Origin of the sequence: Streptomyces sp. SID11385 (assembly GCF_010548245.1) — a bacterium.
GTDB lineage: Bacteria > Actinomycetota > Actinomycetes > Streptomycetales > Streptomycetaceae > Streptomyces.
In genome coordinates this window covers 1-19,546 of sequence record NZ_JAAGLR010000039.1, presented here as the reverse complement: position 1 = coordinate 19,546, position 19,546 = coordinate 1, and the positions used below count along the sequence as shown (strand labels likewise).

The 19,546-nt window shown below is 70.8% G+C and carries 16 protein-coding genes, 1 tRNA gene and 2 pseudogenes; 12 read left to right on the top strand and 7 right to left on the bottom strand.

All coding sequences use genetic code 11. The annotated features are described in order from the left end of the window. The first annotated feature begins 801 nt into the window (after positions 1-801). The 3 genes from G3I42_RS01590 (at position 802) to G3I42_RS01580 (ending at position 2,771) form a co-directional block, all read left to right on the top strand. Positions 802-1,986, top strand: coding sequence for a helix-turn-helix domain-containing protein (locus G3I42_RS01590; protein WP_164282058.1), 1,185 nt, complete (start codon positions 802-804; stop codon positions 1,984-1,986). A gap of 10 nt (positions 1,987-1,996) precedes the next feature. After that, positions 1,997-2,593, top strand: a complete 597-nt coding sequence (gene orn, locus G3I42_RS01585; protein WP_164282057.1) for an oligoribonuclease — start codon at positions 1,997-1,999, stop codon at positions 2,591-2,593. Positions 2,594-2,698: 105 nt separating this feature from the next. Then, positions 2,699-2,771: transfer RNA gene (locus tag G3I42_RS01580), tRNA-His, on the top strand. Positions 2,772-2,924: 153 nt separating this feature from the next. On the opposite strand, the gene G3I42_RS01575 is transcribed toward G3I42_RS01580, so the two are convergent. After that, entirely contained in the window at positions 2,925-4,385 is a 1,461-nt protein-coding gene (locus G3I42_RS01575; RefSeq protein ID WP_343244416.1) for an LCP family protein, read from the bottom strand. A gap of 327 nt (positions 4,386-4,712) precedes the next feature. Here G3I42_RS01575 and G3I42_RS01570 point away from each other — a divergent pair, with 327 nt between their 5' ends. Together G3I42_RS01570 and G3I42_RS01565 are read left to right on the top strand one after the other, a co-directional pair. Next, positions 4,713-5,267: a peroxiredoxin gene (locus tag G3I42_RS01570; RefSeq protein ID WP_164282056.1), complete on the top strand. Its 555-nt coding sequence runs from the start codon at positions 4,713-4,715 to the stop codon at positions 5,265-5,267. Positions 5,268-5,270: 3 nt separating this feature from the next. After that, a complete protein-coding gene (locus tag G3I42_RS01565) occupies positions 5,271-5,804 on the top strand; it encodes an alkyl hydroperoxide reductase (RefSeq protein WP_030996776.1) in 534 nt (177 codons plus the stop codon). A gap of 66 nt (positions 5,805-5,870) precedes the next feature. On the opposite strand, the gene G3I42_RS01560 is transcribed toward G3I42_RS01565, so the two are convergent. The 4 genes from G3I42_RS01560 to G3I42_RS01545 all read right to left on the bottom strand — a co-directional run bounded on the left by G3I42_RS01560 (position 5,871) and on the right by G3I42_RS01545 (position 11,153). Further along, positions 5,871-7,211: an AI-2E family transporter gene (locus G3I42_RS01560; protein WP_164282055.1), complete on the bottom strand. Its 1,341-nt coding sequence runs from the start codon at positions 7,209-7,211 to the stop codon at positions 5,871-5,873. A 125-nt stretch (positions 7,212-7,336) separates the two neighbouring features. After that, the gene (locus G3I42_RS01555) at positions 7,337-8,077 is read right to left on the bottom strand and encodes a lytic transglycosylase domain-containing protein (RefSeq protein ID WP_164282054.1); all 741 of its coding nucleotides are present in this window, start codon (positions 8,075-8,077) and stop codon (positions 7,337-7,339) included. Positions 8,078-8,544: 467 nt separating this feature from the next. After that, positions 8,545-9,867, bottom strand: a complete 1,323-nt coding sequence (locus G3I42_RS01550) for a PhoH family protein (protein ID WP_164282053.1) — start codon at positions 9,865-9,867, stop codon at positions 8,545-8,547. A gap of 524 nt (positions 9,868-10,391) precedes the next feature. Then, the gene (locus G3I42_RS01545; protein ID WP_010264684.1) at positions 10,392-11,153 is read right to left on the bottom strand and encodes an isoprenyl transferase; all 762 of its coding nucleotides are present in this window, start codon (positions 11,151-11,153) and stop codon (positions 10,392-10,394) included. Positions 11,154-11,265: 112 nt separating this feature from the next. Between G3I42_RS01545 and mgrA the strand changes: the two genes are divergently transcribed. Together mgrA and G3I42_RS01535 are read left to right on the top strand one after the other, a co-directional pair. Continuing rightward, positions 11,266-12,273 (top strand): L-glyceraldehyde 3-phosphate reductase, encoded by a 1,008-nt coding sequence (gene mgrA, locus G3I42_RS01540; protein ID WP_164282052.1) that lies wholly within the window; start codon positions 11,266-11,268, stop codon positions 12,271-12,273. A gap of 556 nt (positions 12,274-12,829) precedes the next feature. Further along, positions 12,830-13,273, top strand: a complete 444-nt coding sequence (locus tag G3I42_RS01535) for a DUF192 domain-containing protein (RefSeq protein WP_164282051.1) — start codon at positions 12,830-12,832, stop codon at positions 13,271-13,273. A 491-nt stretch (positions 13,274-13,764) separates the two neighbouring features. On the opposite strand, the gene G3I42_RS01525 is transcribed toward G3I42_RS01535, so the two are convergent. After that, positions 13,765-14,532, bottom strand: coding sequence for a methyltransferase domain-containing protein (locus G3I42_RS01525; protein ID WP_164282050.1), 768 nt, complete (start codon positions 14,530-14,532; stop codon positions 13,765-13,767). Positions 14,533-14,664: 132 nt separating this feature from the next. Here G3I42_RS01525 and G3I42_RS01520 point away from each other — a divergent pair, with 132 nt between their 5' ends. After that, positions 14,665-15,720 carry an SAM-dependent methyltransferase gene (locus tag G3I42_RS01520; protein WP_164282049.1) on the top strand — a complete coding sequence of 352 codons (1,056 nt, stop codon included), beginning with the start codon at positions 14,665-14,667 and terminating at the stop codon, positions 15,718-15,720. Here the strand turns inward: G3I42_RS01520 and G3I42_RS01515 are convergent. Beyond that, positions 15,635-15,967, bottom strand: coding sequence for a hypothetical protein (locus G3I42_RS01515; RefSeq protein ID WP_343244415.1), 333 nt, complete (start codon positions 15,965-15,967; stop codon positions 15,635-15,637). The two genes, G3I42_RS01520 and G3I42_RS01515, sit on opposite strands and share 86 nt — an antisense overlap. 185 nt (positions 15,968-16,152) lie before the next feature. On the opposite strand from G3I42_RS01515, the gene G3I42_RS01510 reads away from it, so the two are divergent. From G3I42_RS01510 to G3I42_RS01495, 4 genes and pseudogenes are all read left to right on the top strand, one after another. Further along, on the top strand, positions 16,153-16,365 hold the full coding sequence (locus G3I42_RS01510; RefSeq protein WP_239096195.1) for a hypothetical protein: 213 nt from the start codon (positions 16,153-16,155) through the stop codon (positions 16,363-16,365). A gap of 69 nt (positions 16,366-16,434) precedes the next feature. Continuing rightward, positions 16,435-17,949: a S1 RNA-binding domain-containing protein gene (locus G3I42_RS01505; protein ID WP_164282048.1), complete on the top strand. Its 1,515-nt coding sequence runs from the start codon at positions 16,435-16,437 to the stop codon at positions 17,947-17,949. Positions 17,950-18,402: 453 nt separating this feature from the next. Further along, positions 18,403-19,098 (top strand): annotated as a pseudogene (locus tag G3I42_RS01500) (transposase); the annotation flags it as partial. Positions 19,099-19,147: 49 nt separating this feature from the next. Then, positions 19,148-19,546, top strand: a pseudogene (locus G3I42_RS01495) (IS5 family transposase); the annotation flags it as partial.

The following is a 19,546-nucleotide window of genomic DNA, read 5'->3' as shown; positions in this document are numbered from 1 at the left end:
CGCTCCCGCCCCCGCACGCGCTTCGGCGCCCGTACCCGCCGCACCCGCGCCCCCGCCGGCCCCAGCACCCGTCCCCACCCCCGCGCTCCGCGGCCTCCCCACGCACCGGGCGGTGTTCGGCGGCGTCCTGTTTACGGTGGTCCCGCTCGCCCGCGGAGCGCGCCCGGGTGGCGGCGCCGGAGCGGCGCGCGCGTGCGTGGTGGTGTGCGCTCGCCGCCATGTGAGGCGGCGTCAGGTTGAGCGTGCGTCCGCTCATCTGGCGAGGTACGAGGCTCGTACGCACGAGTACGCCTCGGCGCCCGGTGCGCCGCTGGGAGCGCGGCGGGAGCAAAGCGATCCGGGGGCGCACTACCCGAGGGGGTGACGTGTTCCCGTGCGCGCCCCCCGTAGCTTTTCAGCCAACTTATCGGTCAACCGGCCGCGCACCCCTTACCCCCGCCAACGCCCCGTCCGAGCAGGGTGGAAAGCCTCGCGCGGGCGCCACGCACCCTATGGGGATTGGCCACCGGCGAGAGGCGTACTTCCCAGCCGGGCCGCCAAGTGCAACGCTTCGTGATCGAATGCTTTACGCCACGTTGCCATGTCGACATAGTGGCCGGTGGCGAACAGGTCACGCGAGCACCGCGGGACACAGTAGATTCGATCATGACTGTCGTACGGCGGGGGACTCGTGCCGGACCGAGGGGACAAGGTGCAGGAGCGGAACGCCCGACGAGAACGACGAGACCGAGGAGTCTCTTCCCCGCGCCGGCGGGGATGGTCCGGACGGGGTGCGTCGAACACCGAGGGGGGCTTAGCGCCATGAGCCAGGATGTCACTGTCGCACCGGAGGCGCCGGGCCGCAGGCTCTCGGGCCGCAGACGACGCGAGATCGTCGCGGTGCTGCTCTTCAGCGGCGGTCCCATCTTCGAGAGTTCGATCCCGCTCTCGGTCTTCGGCATCGACCGGCAGGACGCCGGGGTGCCGCGCTACCGCCTGCTCGTGTGCGCCGGCGAGGACGGTCCGCTGCGCACCACGGGCGGCCTCGAACTGACCGCCCCGCACGGCCTGGAGGCCGTCTCGCGGGCGGGCACCGTCGTCGTCCCCGCCTGGCGGTCCATCACGGCCCCGCCCCCCGCCGAGGCGCTCGACGCGCTGCGCAGGGCGCACGAGGAGGGCGCGCGGATCGTCGGCCTGTGCACCGGGGCCTTCGTGCTGGCCGCCGCGGGACTCCTCGACGGCCGACCCGCCACGACGCACTGGATGTACGCCCCGACGCTCGCCAAGCGCTACCCCTCGGTCCACGTGGACCCGCGCGAACTCTTCGTCGACGACGGCGACGTCCTCACCTCGGCCGGTACGGCGGCCGGGATCGACCTGTGCCTGCACATCGTCCGCTCGGACCACGGCAGCGAGGCGGCCGGGGCGCTCGCCCGCCGTCTCGTCGTGCCCCCGCGCCGCACGGGCGGTCAGGAGCGCTACCTCGACAGGTCTTTACCCGAGGAGATCGGTGCCGACCCGCTCGCCGAGGTCGTCGCCTGGGCGCTGGAGCACCTCCACGAGCAGTTCGACGTGGAGACGCTCGCCGCGCGCGCGTACATGAGCCGCCGCACCTTCGACCGCAGGTTCCGCTCGCTGACGGGCTCGGCCCCGCTCCAGTGGCTGATCACGCAGCGGGTGCTCCAGGCGCAGCGGCTCCTGGAGACCTCGGACTACTCGGTCGACGAGGTCGCCGGGCGCTGCGGCTTCCGCTCCCCCGTCGCGCTGCGCGGGCACTTCCGCCGCCAGCTCGGCTCGTCCCCCGCCGCGTACCGGGCCGCCTACCGTGCCCGGCGTCCGCAGCAGGAGCGCGCCGAGCAGCCGGCGGCGGCCCTCGCGGTCGAGCGGATGCCCGCGCCGAGCGCGGTCCCCGCCCAGGTGCGGCGCCAGGGCGAGGAACGTGCCGAGGCCTTCGCCGGGATACAGGGCCGCGGCGTACTGCCCAGCCAGCGGGAGCGTCCCGCGTAGGCTGGGACATATGAACGATCGCATGGTGTGGATCGACTGCGAGATGACCGGTCTCTCGCTGGCGAACGACGCGCTCATCGAGGTGGCCGCACTGGTCACCGATTCCGAGCTGAACATCCTCGGGGACGGGGTGGACATCGTGATCCGCCCGCCCGAGCGGGCGCTCGCGACGATGCCGGAGGTGGTGCGCGACATGCACACCTCCTCCGGCCTCCTCGCCGAGCTGGACGGCGGCACGACGCTCGCGGACGCGGAGGAGCGCGTGCTCTCCTACGTACGGGAGCACGTGAAGGAGCCGCGCAAGGCGCCGCTGTGCGGGAACACGGTCGGCACCGACCGCAACTTCCTCGCGCGTGACATGGCGGAGCTGGAGGGCTTCCTCCACTACCGCATCGTCGACGTCTCCTCGATCAAGGAGCTGGCCCGCCGCTGGTACCCGCGGGCCTACTTCAACGCTCCGGAGAAGAAGGGCAACCACCGCGCCCTCGCCGACATCCGCGAGTCGATCGCGGAGCTGCGCTACTACCGCGAGGCCGTCTTCGTCCCGCAGCCGGGACCGGACTCCGACACCGCGAAGGCCGTGGCGGCCAAGTACCAGCTCTCCTGATCGGCCCGTTCCGGCGCTTCCGGGCCGCCCGGGAAAAGGTGTGCGCGAGCACCCCCTGGAACCCTGTACACTTTTTCTCGGCCGGTCAGAAAAGCGCCGGTCATGGTGGGTGTAGCTCAGTTGGTAGAGCACCTGGTTGTGGTCCAGGTGGCCGCGGGTTCAAGTCCCGTCACTCACCCTCTCGAAAGAGGCCCCTCAACTGCGGAAACGCGGTTGGGGGGCCTCTTCGTCGTGCGGCATCAGGTACGAGACAGGCACGGGCGGGGTCAGCCCCGTACGGGACGGGGGCAAAGCGTCCCCGTACGGCCCGGCCGCCCTGCTGCGGCCGCGCTCACCACGTGAACCCCGGCTGCACCGCCATGCACGCCCCCTTGTCCTCGCCGTTGAGCACCGCGGCCGATTCCGGGGCCTTCTTCGGCTGCTTCTCGGCCGGGTAGGCGGTGTCCTCGCGCCAGTCGGTGCCGACGAGGATCGTGATGCGGGAGACGTCGGCGGACTTGCGGAGCAGGTCGGCGGGTATGCCGAGGGCGTGTCCGGCGGCCTGGGCGTCGGTTTTGGGGACGGAGGCGGGGAAGAGGACCGCGGTCTCCTGGCCGGTGGTGAGCTGGGCGTTGATCTCGGCGCCCGTGTAGCCCTTCGCCTTGAGCCGCTCGACGACCTGGCCCGCGCGCCCCGGGACGGGGGCCTCGGCGCCGGCCCCGGTGGCGTTGAGGACCTGGATGTCGAGCGATTCGGCCGGGTGGGCGGGCGCGGGCTTCTTCTTCGGCTTGGGCGGGGTGCCGCTGCCGTCGAGGGCCTGGTCCTTGCGGACGAGGGAGAGCAGCGCCTCGGCGTCGCCCGGCTTGGGGACGAGGCGGTTGTGGTCCTCGGACCACTGCGCGGTCGGCAGGGTCGTCATGGTGATGTGCTTGCTGGGGACCTTCCGCAGTTCGTTCGAGAGGTCGTAGAGCTTCTTCACGGTGTCGAGCCGGTCGTCGACCGTGAGGGCCTTCGTCGCGGTCTCGGCGAGCGAGCGCATCTTGCCGGGGTTGGTGAGTGTCGCGTTCTCGCGGAGTTCGCGGACCATCGACGTCATGTACATGTGCTGGGCGTGGGTGCGGCCGAGGTCGGTGCCGTCCTCGAAGCCGTAGCGGGTACGGAGCCACTGGAGGGCCTGCTCACCTTTGACGGAGGTCGTGCCGGCCTTCAGCCGCAGCCCGGAGCCGTGGCCGTCGGGGGTGCGCGAGTACACGTTCTGCTTGACGCAGACGGGGACGCCGCCGACCGCGTCGGCCATCGAGACGACCCCGGCGAAGTCGACCATCATGAAGTGGTCGATGTGGGTGCGGGTCAGCGCCTCCCACGTCGCGACGGAGCAGCCCGGGCCGCCGTGCGAGAGCGAGGCGTTGGCCATCTCCATGTCCGCCGCCGGGTACGTCTTCTTCGTCTTCGGGTCGGTGCACTCCGGGATCGGGATCATGGTGTCCCTGGGCAGGCTCACGACGGACATGTTCTTGCGGTCCGCCGAGACGTGCAGGAGCATCTGCACGTCGGCGAGCGCGGCCCGGCCGACCTCGCTCTTCGCTCCGCCGAGCTTGAGGTTCTCGGCGTCGTTGCGGCTGTCGGAGCCGAGCAGCAGGATGTTCAGCGGCGTCTGGCCGTCCGCGTTGGGCGCGGCCTTCGCGACGCCGTGCTTCCCGAGGTTCAGCTCGTCCTTCTTGATGTTGCCGTTGAGGTGCTCGTAGTACGCGAATCCGACGGCGCCGCTGCCGAGCACGAGCACGGTCACCGTGACGGCCGTCCAGCGCAGCACGCGCCTGCCCTTCCCCGGCGTGGTCGCTCCCCGTCGCGCCTGCTGCCTGTGCCCGCCCGTCACCCGGTCTCCCCCTCGCACCGCACTGTCAACTCCCGCCTTCGCCCGAGGAGTCGGGCGCGGGACCCCTGAGGTTACAGAACCCCCGTTCGAGTCCGCGCACGCACCGTGCTACCGGAACGCTCCGATCCTGTTCGGAGACAGACCGTTATTGATCGACTATTGATCGGACGTACCTATCGACACGAACCGACTGATCGATTTCCCTGCTAGATCGGCTGTGTGGCACGCTGTGCCCTGTCCAACCCCGCACCATCGGAGGCTTTTGTGCTCACTGTCGGTGACCAGTTCCCCGCGTACGACCTCACTGCTTGTGTCTCGCTCGAAAAGGGCAAGGAGTTCGAGCAGATCAACCACAAGTCCTACGAGGGCAAGTGGCGCGTCGTCTTCGCGTGGCCGAAGGACTTCACCTTCGTGTGCCCGACCGAGATCGCCGCCTTCGGCAAGCTGAACGGCGAGTTCGCGGACCGCGACGCGCAGATCCTCGGCTTCTCCGGCGACTCGGAGTTCGTGCACCACGCCTGGCGCAAGGACCACCCGGACCTGACCGACCTCCCCTTCCCGATGATGGCCGACTCGAAGCACGAGCTCATGCGCGACCTCGGCATCGAGGGCGAGGACGGCTTCGCGCAGCGCGCCGTCTTCGTGGTCGACCCCAACAACGAGATCCAGTTCGTCATGGTGACCGCCGGTTCCGTGGGCCGTAACCCCAAGGAGGTCCTGCGGGTCCTCGACGCGCTCCAGACCGACGAGCTGTGCCCGTGCAACTGGACCCAGGGCGACGAGACCCTCGACCCGGTCGCGCTCCTGGCCGGTGAGTGAGCCATGGCCCTCGACGAACTGAAGTCCGCGATACCGGACTACGCCAAGGACCTCCGCCTCAACCTGGGCTCGGTCATCGGCAATTCGCCGCTGCCCGCGCAGCAGCTCTGGGGCACCGTGCTGGCCTGCGCGATCGCCTCGCGCTCGCCGAAGGTGCTCGCCGAGCTGGAGCCCGAGGCGAAGGCGAACCTCTCCGCCGAGGCGTACACGGCCGCCAAGTCGGCCGCCGCGATCATGGCGATGAACAACGTCTTCTATCGCACCCGCCACCTCCTGTCGGACCCCGAGTACGGGAACCTGCGGGCCGGTCTGCGGATGAACGTCATCGGCAACCCGGGCGTGGAGAAGACCGACTTCGAGCTGTGGTGCCTCGCGGTCTCCGCCATCAACGGCTGCGGCCAGTGCCTCGACTCGCACGAGCAGGTGCTCCGCAAGGCCGGCGTCGAGCGTGAGACGATCCAGGAGGCCGTCAAGGTCGCGTCGGTCCTCCAGGCCGTCGGTGTCACCATCGACGCCGAGGAGCGCCTCTCCGCCTGAGCGCGCGATACGCGGTACGTGAGAGGGCCCCGTGGATGTCCACGGGGCCCTCTCACGTGTCCGCGCTCACTCCGCCGGGCGCGGCGCCGGTTCCGGCTCGGGGACCGCCCCCGGCCCCGGCCCCGGGTCCTTGACCTTCTCGATGTCCGGCGGCCCGCTCTGCAACGGCGGGTCCACGCGCGCCGAGTAGCGCCGCAGATAGCCGACGACCGTGTTGAGGACGGCCACGAGCGGCACGGCGACGACCGCTCCCCCTATCCCGGCCACCATCCCGCCGGCCGCGACGCTCAGCACGACGGCGAGCGGGTGGACCCGCACCGCCCGCCCGAGGATGAAGGGCTGGAGGACGTGCCCCTCGATCTGCTGCACGAGCAGGACGACACCGAGCACGATGATCGCCGCCCACACCCCCTGCGTCACGAGCGCCACGAGCACGGCGAGCGCCCCCGAGACGACGGCCCCGACGAGCGGCACGAAGGCGGCCAGGAAGATGATCACGGCGAGCGGGACCGCCATCGGCACGTCGAGGATGTAGATGCCGATGCCGATGAAGACCGCGTCGATGAGCGCGACCACCACCGTCCCGCGCACGTACGAGGTCAGGGTGTTCCAGGCCCGCGGGCCCGCGCCCGCGACGCCCTCGCGCGCCGCGGCGGGGACGAGCTTGAGGAACCAGCCCCAGATCCGCTCGCCGTCGTAGAGCAGGAAGATCGTGGAGAAGAAGGCGAGGAGCAGCCCCGTGAACATCTCGACGATGATGGTGACGCCCTCGATGCCCGCCGAGGTGAGCTGATCGGTGTTGGTGCCGATCGCCTCGCGCAGGTTCTTCGCGATGTCGTTGATCTGCTTCTCGGTCACGTGGAAGGGGCTGTCGAGCAGCCAGCGGCGCAGATCCTCGATGCCGTCCTGCACCTGGCTGGAGAGCTGGTCGACGTTGTCCATGATCTGCCAGACCACGAACCAGCCCATGAGGCCCATGATGATGAAGCCGAAGAGGGTGGTGAGCGCGGTCGCGAGGCCGCGCGGGACGCCGTGGCGGGTGAGCCGGGCCACGAGGGGCTGGAGGAGCGCGCTGATCAGCAGGGCGACCACGAAGGCGAGCACCACGAGCCGGACGGCGCTGATGACCTTCATCAGCACCCACACGGTCGCGGCGAGCACGAGGAGCCGCCAGCCCGCCTCGGCGGCGACACGTACGCCCCAGGGCACGGCGGAGGCCGGCTCGGGGCGCGGGCGCGGCAGCGGGCGGTAGGTCGGCGGCGGGGGCTCGCTCGCGGGCACGCGCACGGCTTCGGGCGGGCGCGGCTCGTCCGGCTCGTCCGCGGCGGCGCGCCGCTCGTCGAGTCTCTGCCCCAGGTGCGTGATCCGCGCGCTCGCGCGCCCGAACCACTCAGGCTTCTTCGGCATGTACGTCCCTGTTCCCCGTCAGTCCTGGACCACCCCCGAGGCCCTGGGGAAAGACCGTACACGGCGGAACCCCCCGCCGGGATGGGCGAGGGGTTCCGGGGTACGTGCGAGGAACGGCGGGCCGTCTAGTACCAGCTGTTGGCCTGCCAGAAGGACCAGGCACCGCACGGGCTGCCGTAGCGGCCGTCCATGTAGTTGAGGCCCCACTTGATCTGGGTCGCCGGGTTGGTCTGCCAGTCGGCGCCCGCCGAGGCCATCTTGGAGCCGGGGAGCGCCTGGACGAGGCCGTAGGCGCCGCTGCCCGCGTTGGTGGCGCGGTAGTTCCAGCCCGACTCGTGGTTCACGATGTTGCTGAAGCACTGGAACTGGTCCGCGGGCACGATCTGGCGTGCCATCGCCTGGACGTCGGCGACCGAGTAGGAGCTCTGGACCGTGAAGGAGGAGGCGTCGCGGGTCGCGGAGCGGCTGGCGGCCTGCTCCTTCTCCTTGGCCTCCTGAGCGCGCTGCTTGGCGAGCTCGTCGGCCTTCCTCTTCGCCGCGTCGGCCTTCTTGACCGCCGCTTCCTTCTTGGCGGTCGCGGCCTGGGCCGCGCTCTTGCGGGCCGCTTCCTCCGCGGACTTGCGGGCCACCGCCTGCGCGGCGTCCGCCTGGGCGTCGGCCTGCTGGGTCAGTGTCGCGGTCTGTACGCGGGCCTGCTGGCCCGCCGGGATGTCCGCGAGGAGGGTGGCGTCTTCCGCCGCGGTCGCCTCGAAGTCGTTCGAGGTCTGCTGGGGGGTGCTGCCCGAGGCAACGCCCACCACGGCTCCGACGGTGGTGACCGCGGTGGCCGAAGCCACCGCGAATCCCCGGACCGAGATCCGGCTCACACGGTTTCCTTCCAGCGTCGCCCGCTTAGGTGACCTCGCGGGCGCGATCGTGCCCCTGACACTGGCTTCCCCTTGCTCGTGGTCACGGGAAGCACGGACCCGAGGGGCGCGGGGGCTGCTTCTTCACAGCGGGACGCCCCGTGGAACACGGGTGGCACACAGCTTCTCTATGGAGTTGCGGGGCCCGGTGCCGCATCCGTGACACGGGTGCGGTGCCGAGGCCGTGGAGACACAAGCTGTGTGCGGGGCCTGACGGCTGAGAACTCTGCCGGAACTGGACGCCGCAAGGCAATTCTCCGTTGCGTGGGATAGGTCACACGCCGTTTGGGTGGTGTTTCTGATGGATAAGGCAGCGCAGCACGACGCCGCCCGGCTAGGCTCCTTGGCCTTCTGCCGGGCGGCGTCTCGGGTCCTCGCGGGGGTACGGGTCAACTTCCCTGTTCAGGGCGGGTGTCGACCCGTACGTCTCACAGCTCGCGGTCCTCCAGGAGCTCGGTCACGAGCGCGGCGATCTGGCTACGCTCCGAACGGGTGAGGGTCACGTGTGCGAAGAGTGGATGCCCCTTCAGCTTCTCCACGACGGCCACGACCCCGTCGTACCGCCCCACCCGGAGGTTGTCGCGCTGCGCGACGTCGTGGGTGAGCACGACCCGCGAGTTGGCGCCGATCCGGGAGAGCACGGTGAGCAGGACGTTGCGTTCGAGCGACTGGGCCTCGTCGACGATGACGAACGCGTCGTGCAGCGAGCGGCCGCGGATGTGCGTGAGCGGCAGGACCTCCAGCATCCCGCGCGAGACGACTTCCTCGATGACCTGCCGGCTGGTGACGGCCGAAAGGGTGTCGAAGACCGCCTGCGCCCACGGGTTCATCTTCTCGGACTCGCTGCCGGGCAGGTAGCCGAGTTCCTGGCCGCCGACGGCGTACAGCGGCCGGAAGACCATGACCTTCTTGTGCTGACGGCGTTCCAGGACCGCTTCGAGGCCCGCGCACAGCGCGAGCGCCGACTTGCCGGTGCCGGCCCGGCCGCCCATCGAGATGATGCCCACGTCGGGATCGAGGAGCAGGTCGAGCGCGACGCGCTGCTCGGCGCTGCGGCCCTTGAGCCCGAACACCTCGCGGTCGCCCCGTACGAGACGGATGTCGCCCGCGGGGGTCACGCGGCCGAGCGCCCTGCCGCGCTCGGACTGGATGGTGAGCCCCGTGTGCACGGGCAGTTCGGCGGCCTCGGGGACGCTGACCTGCTCCTCCTCGAAGAGCCGGTCCACCTGCTCCCCGGTCAGGCTCAGCTCCGCCATCCCCGTCCAGCCGGAGTCGGTGATGGCGAGTTCCGCGCGGTACTCCTCGGCGAGCAGGCCGACCGAGGACGCCTTGATGCGCAGCGGCAGGTCCTTGGAGACGACGGTGACGTCGTACCCCTCGGCCTGGAGGTTGCGGGCGACGGCGAGGATGCGCGAGTCGTTGTCGCCGAGGCGGTACCCCGAAGGGAGTACCGAGGGGTCCGAGTGATTCAGCTCGACGCGGAGCGTGCCGCCGATCTCGCCGACCGGGAGCGGCTCGTCGAGCCGTCCGTAGCGCACCCGGTAGTCGTCCAGGAGGCGCAGGGCCTCGCGGGCGAAGTAGCCGAGTTCCGGGTGGTTGCGCTTGGCCTCCAGTTCTGTGACCACGACGACGGGGAGCACGACCTCGTGCTCGTCGAAGCGGTGCACGGCGTTGGGGTCGGCCAGCAGGACGCTGGTGTCGATGACGTAGGTGCGCCGGTCGGGCTTGCGGCGCTGCGTGCTGGTCACCACGGAGAGACATACCCCCTCGGACGAGGACGGGGAACGGCCGCCCCGCGCGCCCCCGCACCGCGCACGCGGGCGTGCGGGGTCCGGGGAGGAGGGGCGGCCGGGGAATGGGGACCGGGAGTGGCCGTGACGGGCGCGAGGGGGACGGGCGTCCGGCCGCGCGGGCCGGTGGGCCGGCCGCGCGAACCGGTGGTCCGGCCGTGTGGGCCGGGGAGGTGAAGACGTACCGCTCGGTCGTCCTGGCGCACGGGCCCTCCCGGGCGGGCGGCACCCTGCCACCCGCTGAGAACCGGTGTCCGTAGGTCGGATACCGGCCTGGGTGAGCTATTCCCGGACCGGAAGCCGGTCATGCGCGAGCGTCTGACGACACGTGGGGGAACGCGGGGTGAAGCAGGGGAGCGGCGGGGTGCGCCCGGGGCGCGCGGTGGGGGGCGGCGTGAGCGGACCCGGCGGGGTCCACGAGCGGACACGCGAGGCCGCGTGGTACGGCGCGCGGCCCCTCGTGGCGGGGCTCGCGGTCCGCCCGCTCAGCCTCCGTAGCGGCGGTGGCGGGCCGCGTAGTCGCGCATCGCGCGCAGGAAGTCGACCTTGCGGAAGGCCGGCCAGAAGACCTCGCAGAAGTAGTACTCCGAGTGGGCGCTCTGCCAGAGCATGAAGCCGGAGAGGCGCTGCTCGCCGCTCGTGCGGATGACGAGGTCGGGGTCGGGCTGGCCGCGCGTGTAGAGGTGCTCGGAGATGAGGTCGATGTCGACGGCCTCGGCGAGTTCCTCGAAGCTCGTGCCCTTGCGGGCGGCGTCGTGGAGGAGGGAGCGGACGGCGTCGGCGATCTCCTGGCGGCCACCGTAGCCGACCGCGACATTGACCAGTATCCCCGTGTTGTCCGAGGTCGCGGCCTCGGCCTCCTTGAGGGTGGTACGGGTGTTGTCGGGCAGGATGTCGAGGGCGCCCACGTGGTGGACGCGCCAGCGGCCGTCGGCGGCGAGGGCCCGTACCGAGTCCTCGATGATGCCGAGGAGGGGGACGAGTTCGGACTCGGGGCGGTCGAAGTTGTCCGTGGAGAGCATCCACAGCGTCACGACCTCGACGTCCGTCTCGGCGCACCAGCCGAGGAACTCCTCGATCTTCTCGGCGCCCGCCCGGTGGCCCTGCGCGGTGGTGCCGCCCGAGGCGCGCGCCCAGCGGCGGTTGCCGTCGAGGATGAGGCCGATGTGCTTGGGGACCTGCGCGTGGTCGAGGCGCCCTCGCACCCGCCGTGCGTAGAGTCGGTACACGAGGTCGCGCATGTTCACGTCTGTCAGCCCCTCCGTGCGGCAGGCAATGCACTCCGGAAGGCGCCACCCTACCGCCGTTCGCGGGCGGCCCCCGACGCCGGGTCACACGGCCCTCACGTACCCTTCGCGCATGTCAGACAACGCTTTCTTCCAGGCGGCGGACGGCCGTTACGACACCATGGAGTACCGGCGGACCGGCCGCAGCGGCCTGCTCCTTCCCGCCGTCTCGCTCGGTCTGTGGCACAACTTCGGCGACGACCGCACGCTGGACCCGCAGCGCGAGATCCTGCGGCACGCCTTCGACCTCGGCATCACGCACTTCGACCTCGCGAACAACTACGGCCCCCCGGCGGGCTCGGCGGAGCTGAACTTCGGCAAGCTCCTCGCGCAGGACTTCGCCCCCTACCGCGACGAGCTGGTCCTCTCGACCAAGGCGGGCTACCTGATGACCCCGGGGCCCTACGGCGAGTGGGGCTCGCGCAAGTACCTGCTGAACTCGCTCGACGCCTCGCTGCGCCGGATGGGCACCGACTACGTCGACATCTTCTACTCGCACCGCTTCGACCCCGACACGCCGCTCGAAGAGACGATGGGCGCGCTCGCGACCGCCGTCCAGCAGGGCAAGGCGCTGTACGTGGGCGTGTCCTCGTACTCCTCGGAGCAGACCGCCGAGGCGGCCCGCATCCTGCGCGAGATGGGGGTGCCGGCGCTCATCCACCAGCCCTCGTACTCGATGATCGAGCGCTGGACGGAGCGGGACAGCCTGCTCGACACGCTGGAGACGGCGGGCATGGGCTGCATCTCGTTCGTACCGCTGGCGCAGGGCGTGCTCACGGGCAAGTACCTGGGCGGCATCCCGGAGGGCTCGCGGGCCACGCAGGGCAAGTCCCTGGACCCGACGACGCTCACCGAGGGGCGGATCAAGAAGCTCAACGAGCTGAACGAGATCGCCTCGGGTCGGGGCCAGACGCTCGCGCAGCTCGCGCTGAGCTGGGTGCTCCGCGATCCCCGGATGACCTCCGCGCTCATCGGCGCCTCCTCGACCCGGCAGCTCGACGAGAACGTGGCGGCCGTGTCGGCGCCCGCGCTCACGGGGCAGGAGCTGGAGCGGATCGACGCGCTGACGGTGGAGTGGTGAGGGGCGCGGCGGAGCCGAGCCGGGGCTGATGCCCACGGCCGCCGGCCGCTCGATCGCCCGGTGGGCCGAAGCGGCGGAGCGCCGCGACGAGGCCGGTGGGGTGCCGTGCCGCCCGGGTCCGTGAGGACTTGCGGGGCCCCACCGGCCTTCGGCGTGTCCGGCGGGCGGCGGCGTGTCTCCGGGGGCTGCGGCGTGTGCGAGGGCTGTGGCGTCCGGGACACCCGCCGGTTCCGGGCAAAGAAAACGGGCCGGTCCGTGGGGGGGGTTACGGACCGGCCCGAGGGGGGGAGCTCCACCATAACCCTTCGTGAGGGAAGACGGCGACATTCCCACCGAACCACTACTCTCCGGGTTCGCCCGGCAACGTGGCGCCGATCGATTCGCTCACTTCGCGACCCCTTGATGCCCTTTTCCGCCGCTTTCCCTCCGAGGCGGGGCGGCGCGGGACCGCCGTACGGCACTTCGGGGCGTATCCCACCCACACGGGCGAAGCCGATGCGTCCGGTTTGACGAGAGGACGGTACGCGGACCTCGCGGGGGCACTACGGTCGCCGGTATGACGAGTACGGAGTCCGCGTCCGGCGGCCACCAGGGCGAGCCCCTCGCGCCGGAACCCGTGCTGCGGGTCCTCGCCCCGGACGGCTCGCGGGGCTCGGTGGTGCCCCTGGAGGTCGCGCGGACGGCCCGGGAACGGGGGCGCGGGCTGCTCGGGCGGGACGCGGTACGGGGGGCGCTGCTGCTGAGCCCGGCGAGCGCGGTGCACACGCTCGGGATGCGCTTCGCGATCGACGTGGCGTTCCTCGACCGCGAGTGGCGCGTACGGTCCGTCCGGACGATGCGCCCCGGCCGCCTGGGCCTGCCCCGCCCGTGGGCGCGGCACGTGCTGGAGGCGGAGGCGGGCGCGATGGCCGGCTGGGGCCTGTCCCCCGGAACCCGCGTCACCATCGAGGACACCGTGACCGGCCGGGACACCGGGACCAGCGAGGACGCCCCCGGCTGAGCCCCGTCCCGGACCCCGCGGCTGTGCCTTCGCGAACACGGAAGGTACCGCGCGGCCCCCTCCACCGCGCGGTACCGGAGCCCACGTGTTTGCGCACGCGATTTCCGTTGGTCTGAACTTAGGGGATCGATGACGTCTGCACGAGACCCGCACGATAACGATGCGGAATCAGGCGTTCGTGGGGGACGCCGGGCCGCTTCGCGCGTGGCGCGGGGCCGTGGGCCGACCGGGCGCGCTCCGCGGAGCTGATGGCCGCGCGGGACGCCGCCACGTATGCCGGTGCCGACCCCGCCGGGCCACCGGTCTTCTTCGACCGGGGCCCGCACGACACGATCGGCCACCTCCGCCTGGAGGGCCTGCCCGTACCGCCCACGCTCCCCCGCGCCGCCCGCACGCACCCGTACCACCGGCGCGTCCTTCTCGCGCCCTTCCGGCCGGGCATCTACCGCCTCGGCGAGGAGCGTGCCCAGCCGTCCGCCGCGGCACGGGGCTCAGGCCGGTTTGCGGGCCTCGATGAGGAAGCGGGAGCTGTGGGCGAGGAAGCGGCCCTCGGTCGCGATCAGCTCGTGGAGCGCGCGCAGGCGGTCCTCGTAGCGCTCGACGGTGAAGCCGGGGACCATCCACACGACCTTGCGCAGGTAGTGGACGACCGCGCCGATGTCGAGGAACTCCATCCGCAGCCGTACCGCGCGCAGGTCCACGACCTCCAGGCCCGCCGCCTCGGCGGCCGCACGCGCCTTCCCGGGGTCGCGCGCCGTCCACGTCTCCTCCGGCTGCGGCCCGAGGAACCACTCGCTGACCTCGGCGCCGCTCCACGGGCCGACCTCCTGCGAGAGGTACGTGCCGCCGGGGGCGAGGACGCGCGCGACCTCGGCCCAGTCCGTACGGACCGGGTGCCGCGCGCTCACCAGATCGAAGACGCCGTCCGGGAAGGGCAGCGGCTCGCCTTCGCGCGTCGCCACGACGACGATGCCGCGCGGGGCGAGGATGGCCGCGGCCCGCGCGGCGTTCGGTGGCCAGGACTCGGTGGCGGCGGCGCACGGCGGTACGGCGGGCGCACTCGCCAGCACCTCTCCCCCGCCCGTGTCGATGTCGAGGCTCGCCCGCGCCCGCCCCAGCCGTTCCCCGAGCAGCCGCGCGTATCCCCACGGGGGCCGTTCCTCCGTGGCCCGCCCCTCGAACCACGAGAAGTCCCAGCCTTCGACGGGCGAGGTGGCGCCGTCGCGGACGAGGGCGGCGAAGTCGTGTGCGGAGTCCATGGAGGAAGCATGACGCGGGCGGCGGGGCGGGTGCCAGCGGATTGCGGGGCGGGCGGGGTGGGACGTTTCCGGAGGCCGGCGGAGCAGGGTGCGAAGTCCGCTTCGTCGTACACGTGTTGGGGGTACGGTCGCGTGGACGAGGTAGTGCGCACGGTGAGCGGGGCTCCCGGGACGGACGCGGGCCGCCCGCATCCGGCGCGGGTCTACGACTGCCTGCTGGGCGGCAAGGACCACTACCCCGTCGACGCGGCGTTCGCGGCGCGGATGCCCGCCGCCGCGCGGGACTCGTGCCTCGCCAGCCGTGACTTCATGCGGCGCGCGGTGCGGTGGGTCGCGCGGCGCGGCGTACGGCAGTTCCTCGACCTCGGCACCGGCATCCCGACCGAGCCGAACCTGCACCAGGTGGCGCAGGAGGTGTGGCCGGAGGCGGCGGTCCTGTACGTGGACAACGACCCCGTCGTCCTCGCGCACGCGCGGGCGCGGCTGAGCGGGACGGCCGAGAGGAGCGTCGGCTACCTCGAAGCGGACGCCCTCGACCCCGGGCCGGTCCTCGCGGCCGCCCGCTCCGCACTCGACTTCGGCCGTCCCGTCGCCCTCTCGCTCATCGCGCTGCTGCACTTCGTCCCGGACTCCGCGGAGCCGCACGCCCTCGTACGGCGGTACGTGGACGCGCTGCCGCCCGGGAGCCACCTCCTCCTCAGCCACGGCACGCGCGAACTGCTCCCGGCACCGACAGGGGTGGCGATCCACTCCGTGTACGACGACAGCGGCATCCCGCTGGTCTCGCGAACGCGGGAGGAGGCTGCGCTTCTTCGACGGGATGGAGGTGCCGGCACCGGGGGTGGTGGCGGCGGGTTCCTGGGACGGGGCGGGCGAGGCCGGCGGGACGGGCGGGGCCGGCCGGACGAGCGGGGCCGGCGGGACATCGGGGCAAGGCTCCGCAGCGGCCGGGGTGTACGCGGGGGTCGGGGTCAAGTCCGCAGCGTGAGGGGCTGTTGCAGATTCTCGCGGCACGCGTCATGGCGCGTCGCGCTGACCAGCTGTTTCCCGGGTGATCTCACCGGTGGCCGGGGGCTCTCGTTCCAGGATGAGCGGCATTTCCTCACGACCGCCCTGGCGCTCGTGACGGACGGCCGACGATGTGCTGACGCGCCTTCTTCCAGACCTCTTCGAATTCCTCGGAGGTGAGCGGCAGCGGCTCGTGGCCTTCCCACTCAGAGATGGGCAGTTCGGCAGTGATCCCGAATCTGCTGTCGTACTCGTCAAGGTGGCCTGCGTCACGGGCTCGCTGCCATTCCTCGAGGGAGGCAGCCGCGATCGGGGTCGATCCAGGCCCTTCGAGCTCGATCTGCCGGATCACCCAGCCTGCTGCATCGACCTCGAAGTAGAACCAGGTGTCTTCCTCGTCCCAGTAGCAGCGCATCCATGTGGTCACGAGGCAATGGTCCCAGGACATGTTCTGTCTGCTCAGCGGGGCGGTGTCAGATCCATAGTGGAGGATCACGCCATGATCATGGCAACCGATGCGGCTGGGCGGGGAACTAAGGCGCCCTCGAAGCCCGCGATAGGCAGGATGCTGGGCAGCTCCAGCGAGGGAACGCGCATCTGATCCTGGAGAGCGTGGAGGAGGACAGCTGGTACATCCAGGTACTGCTGCGCGACGACAACACGTACCAGCTCGAGTTCCGGGACGGCGTAGCGGCCGAGCACTGTCAGACGCGGACCGTCTCCCAGGAGAAGGTCCTGACCGCCTTGCTCGGCTGGGCCGCGGGCAGGACGGACTGGAGAAGCGACTTCATGTGGAACAACATCGGCTCGGAGTTCGCGGACTGAGTGCTTGCCCCCTCGATGCGTAACGGCACTGCGCGTTGCCGCGTCCGGACCACGCTGGAAGATGGGGGCGTGCTGCCCTACGTCTATCGCGTCACCAAGTACGACCCCTCCGACCGTGATGGACACGGCCACTACACCGGCGCCGAGGACACGGTCAGCGACCACGGCCAGGTCGAGGGCGCCTACCTTCAAGCGATCGAGGCGTTCGCCGCTGACACGGGCATCGAACGCCTGACGGTGCGCGAGCCGCACCTCCCGGTGCCATTCGTGAACTTCGGCCTGGAGCCACCGATGGACGGCTTCGGGCTGGACGGTCTCTTCCCGACCGGGCTGGATGGATTCCACGATGGTGCGGATGTGTCAGTCGGTACCGCGATGGATCTTGTACGGGTCATGCTGCGCGGCGGTGGCGCCTGGTGCCGGCTGGAGGTGGAGGACACCTTCACGGTGCACGTGGGCTGGGACCAGTACATGTACATCGGCAGCAGCCGGCCCTGCGAAGCCGCAGTGGCCCGGACCCGCGCACTCGGTTTGTTCCCGGAGCGGATCGACGCCTCCCCGTACGACTTCGAAGCCGAGGACGAAGGCCCCCAGCGCCCGGCCGACGACGAATTCTGGGCCCAGTTGCGCTGGTCGATGGCAGGGACCAACGCCAGGGTTCTGGAAGAGCAGTCCGCCTACAACCTCGCGCGATGGCACCGCCTCACCCCCGACAACATCGACACGATCCGCGCCGGGCTCGCTCCCCGAGCCCGACTGGCAATCTGGCCGGACCTGTCCTCCGACATCGACGCGGTCCTCGCCTCGCTCCCCGCCGAGGGCCACGTCGAGTGCGTCTGGCAGGGCAGAGACGGGCAGATGCACAGCGCCACCGCCGACGAAGACGAGTTCGCGGAGCTGGCCACCCGTCTCTCCTGCGCTTCCGCCGCGATGATCCTGTCCATGCACGCCGACGACCGCGTCCCGCTGCTCGCAGCTGTCCTGCCCGACAGCGACGGAGTGGTACGGGCCCGCTGGGAGATCGACCCCACGCCGAGCACGCAGCAGTGGGCCTTCCTCAAGACTCTTCACCGAGGTGAGATCGTCACCGGCCGGGTGACCCGAATCGCCGATTTCTGGGTCACTTTCGTGGACATCGGCGGCTTCGAAGCGATGATCAATATCCCCGAGTTGTCATGGCGTCCCTTCAACCATCCCTCCGACGTCGTTGCCGTTGGCCAGGAGATCAGCGCCGAAATCCTCGACGTCGACGTGATCCGCGAACGGGTGTCACTGTCGCTCAAGGCCCTGCACGAAGACCCGATGCCCCTGCTGGTCGAACTGATCGGCCAGACCATCGTCGGCCGCATCACCAAGCTCGTACCGTTCGGCGTGTTCGTACGCATCGAGCAGGAGGAGAACGGCTTCGAGGGGCTGGTGCACAACTCCGAACTGGCCGAGGGACGCTCGGACCATCAGCAGTTGTCCGTCCAGGTCGGCGACGCACTCCCCGTCAAGGTCCTGGCCATCGACCCGGCCCGTCGCCGTATTACCCTCTCCCACCGGCAAGCGGTCTCCGCCGGCCAGGAGGAACCCGGCGCCTGATCAGCCCAGGTCTTCGGGGCTCCGAGACCACCACCCTCGATCAGCCTGCCGCTCCTGCGGCCAGGACACGAAGTCGGCTTCCGGTTCTGCTACCTCGCCCGCGTCGGCGTAGGGGCCGCGCATCCATCGCCCAGCCACCACCAGACTCGGCCACGTTGAGGCCCAGTCACGATGAGGATTCAGAATTCACAGTCGCGGTCGCCGCGCAGGAGGATCGATCCGTGCTGATAGATGCCATGGAGTAAGGGCGAGTGCTGGTCGTGGTCGTAGTAGTCGTACTCCCGCTGCCATGCCTCTTTGAGGGGGAATGGCACCGTGGGCTTCCCTCATGGAGCAATGCTCAGGACTTGTGGATCGGTTCCGCGAGGGACGCAGAGGGCGTACCTTCCCGAATGATCCTTTGATGGTCACCGAGTAGGCCCGCGTTGCAGCGCGGGTCGGGAAGGTACGCCCGTGCTCAGCGTAGTCACCTCCGACGGCTCCGCCCAGTCCGGTTCCCTGATCGATGAGATCGTCCGCGAAGACGCCCGCCGGATGCTGGCCGCCGCCTTGGAGGCGGAAGTCAATCAGTACATAGCCGAGTTGGCGGCCGAGACCGACGAGCATGGGCCGCGCCTGGTGGTCCGCAACGGCCACCACCGGCCCCGGACGGTGGTCACTGCGGCCGGGCCGGTCGAGGTCAAGGCCCCGCGGGTGAACGACCGCCGCGTCGACGATGAGAATGGCGAGCGCAAGCGGTTCTCCTCCAAGATCCTGCCACCGTGGTGCCGCAAGTCCCCGAAGATCTCCGAAGTACTGCCGCTGCTCTACTTGCACGGCTTGTCGTCCGGCGACTTCGTCCCGGCGCTGGAACAGTTCCTCGGGGGCACTGCCGGCCTGTCGGCCGCGACCGTGACACGGCTGACCAGGCAGTGGAGCGAGGACCACGCTGCCTTCCAGAGTCGGGACCTGTCGGATCGCGACTTCGTCTACGTGTGGGCTGACGGTGTGCACCCGAAGGTCCGGCCGGGGCAGGCCCACTCGTGCGTCCTGGTCCTGCTCGGGGTCCGGCTGGACGGCACGAAGGAGCTGATCGCCCTGGCCGAAGGCCTGCGCGAGTCCACCGAGTCGTGGGCCGACCTGCTGCGCGACTGCCGCCGGCGCGGCATGCGCGACCCCTAGGGCGTGTCCGTAAAGTCGGTGGGTCGTTGTTCTGTTCGTGGTGCGACGGCATGAATTGACGGATGAGGCGTGGGCGTTGATCGCTCCGTTGTTGGTGCCGGGCCGGATGGGGCGGCCGGTGCGGGACAGGCGTCAGGTGGTGAACGGGATCTTGTGGAAGCTGTCCACGGGGGCTGCCTGGCGTGACCTGCCCGAGCGGTACGGGCCGTGGAAGACGGTCTACGAGCGTTTCCGTCACTGGTCGGCCGACGGCACCTGGGAGCGTCTGCTGGCTCATGTCCAGCAGCACTCGGACGCGGTGGGTGAGGTCGACTGGACGCTGGTCTGCGTGGACTCGACGACGGTGCGGGCGCATCAGCACGCGGCCGGGGCCCGAAAAAGGGGCAGGTCCGGCCCGGTGAGGCGATCGGCCGGTCCCGCGGCGGGCTGACCACGA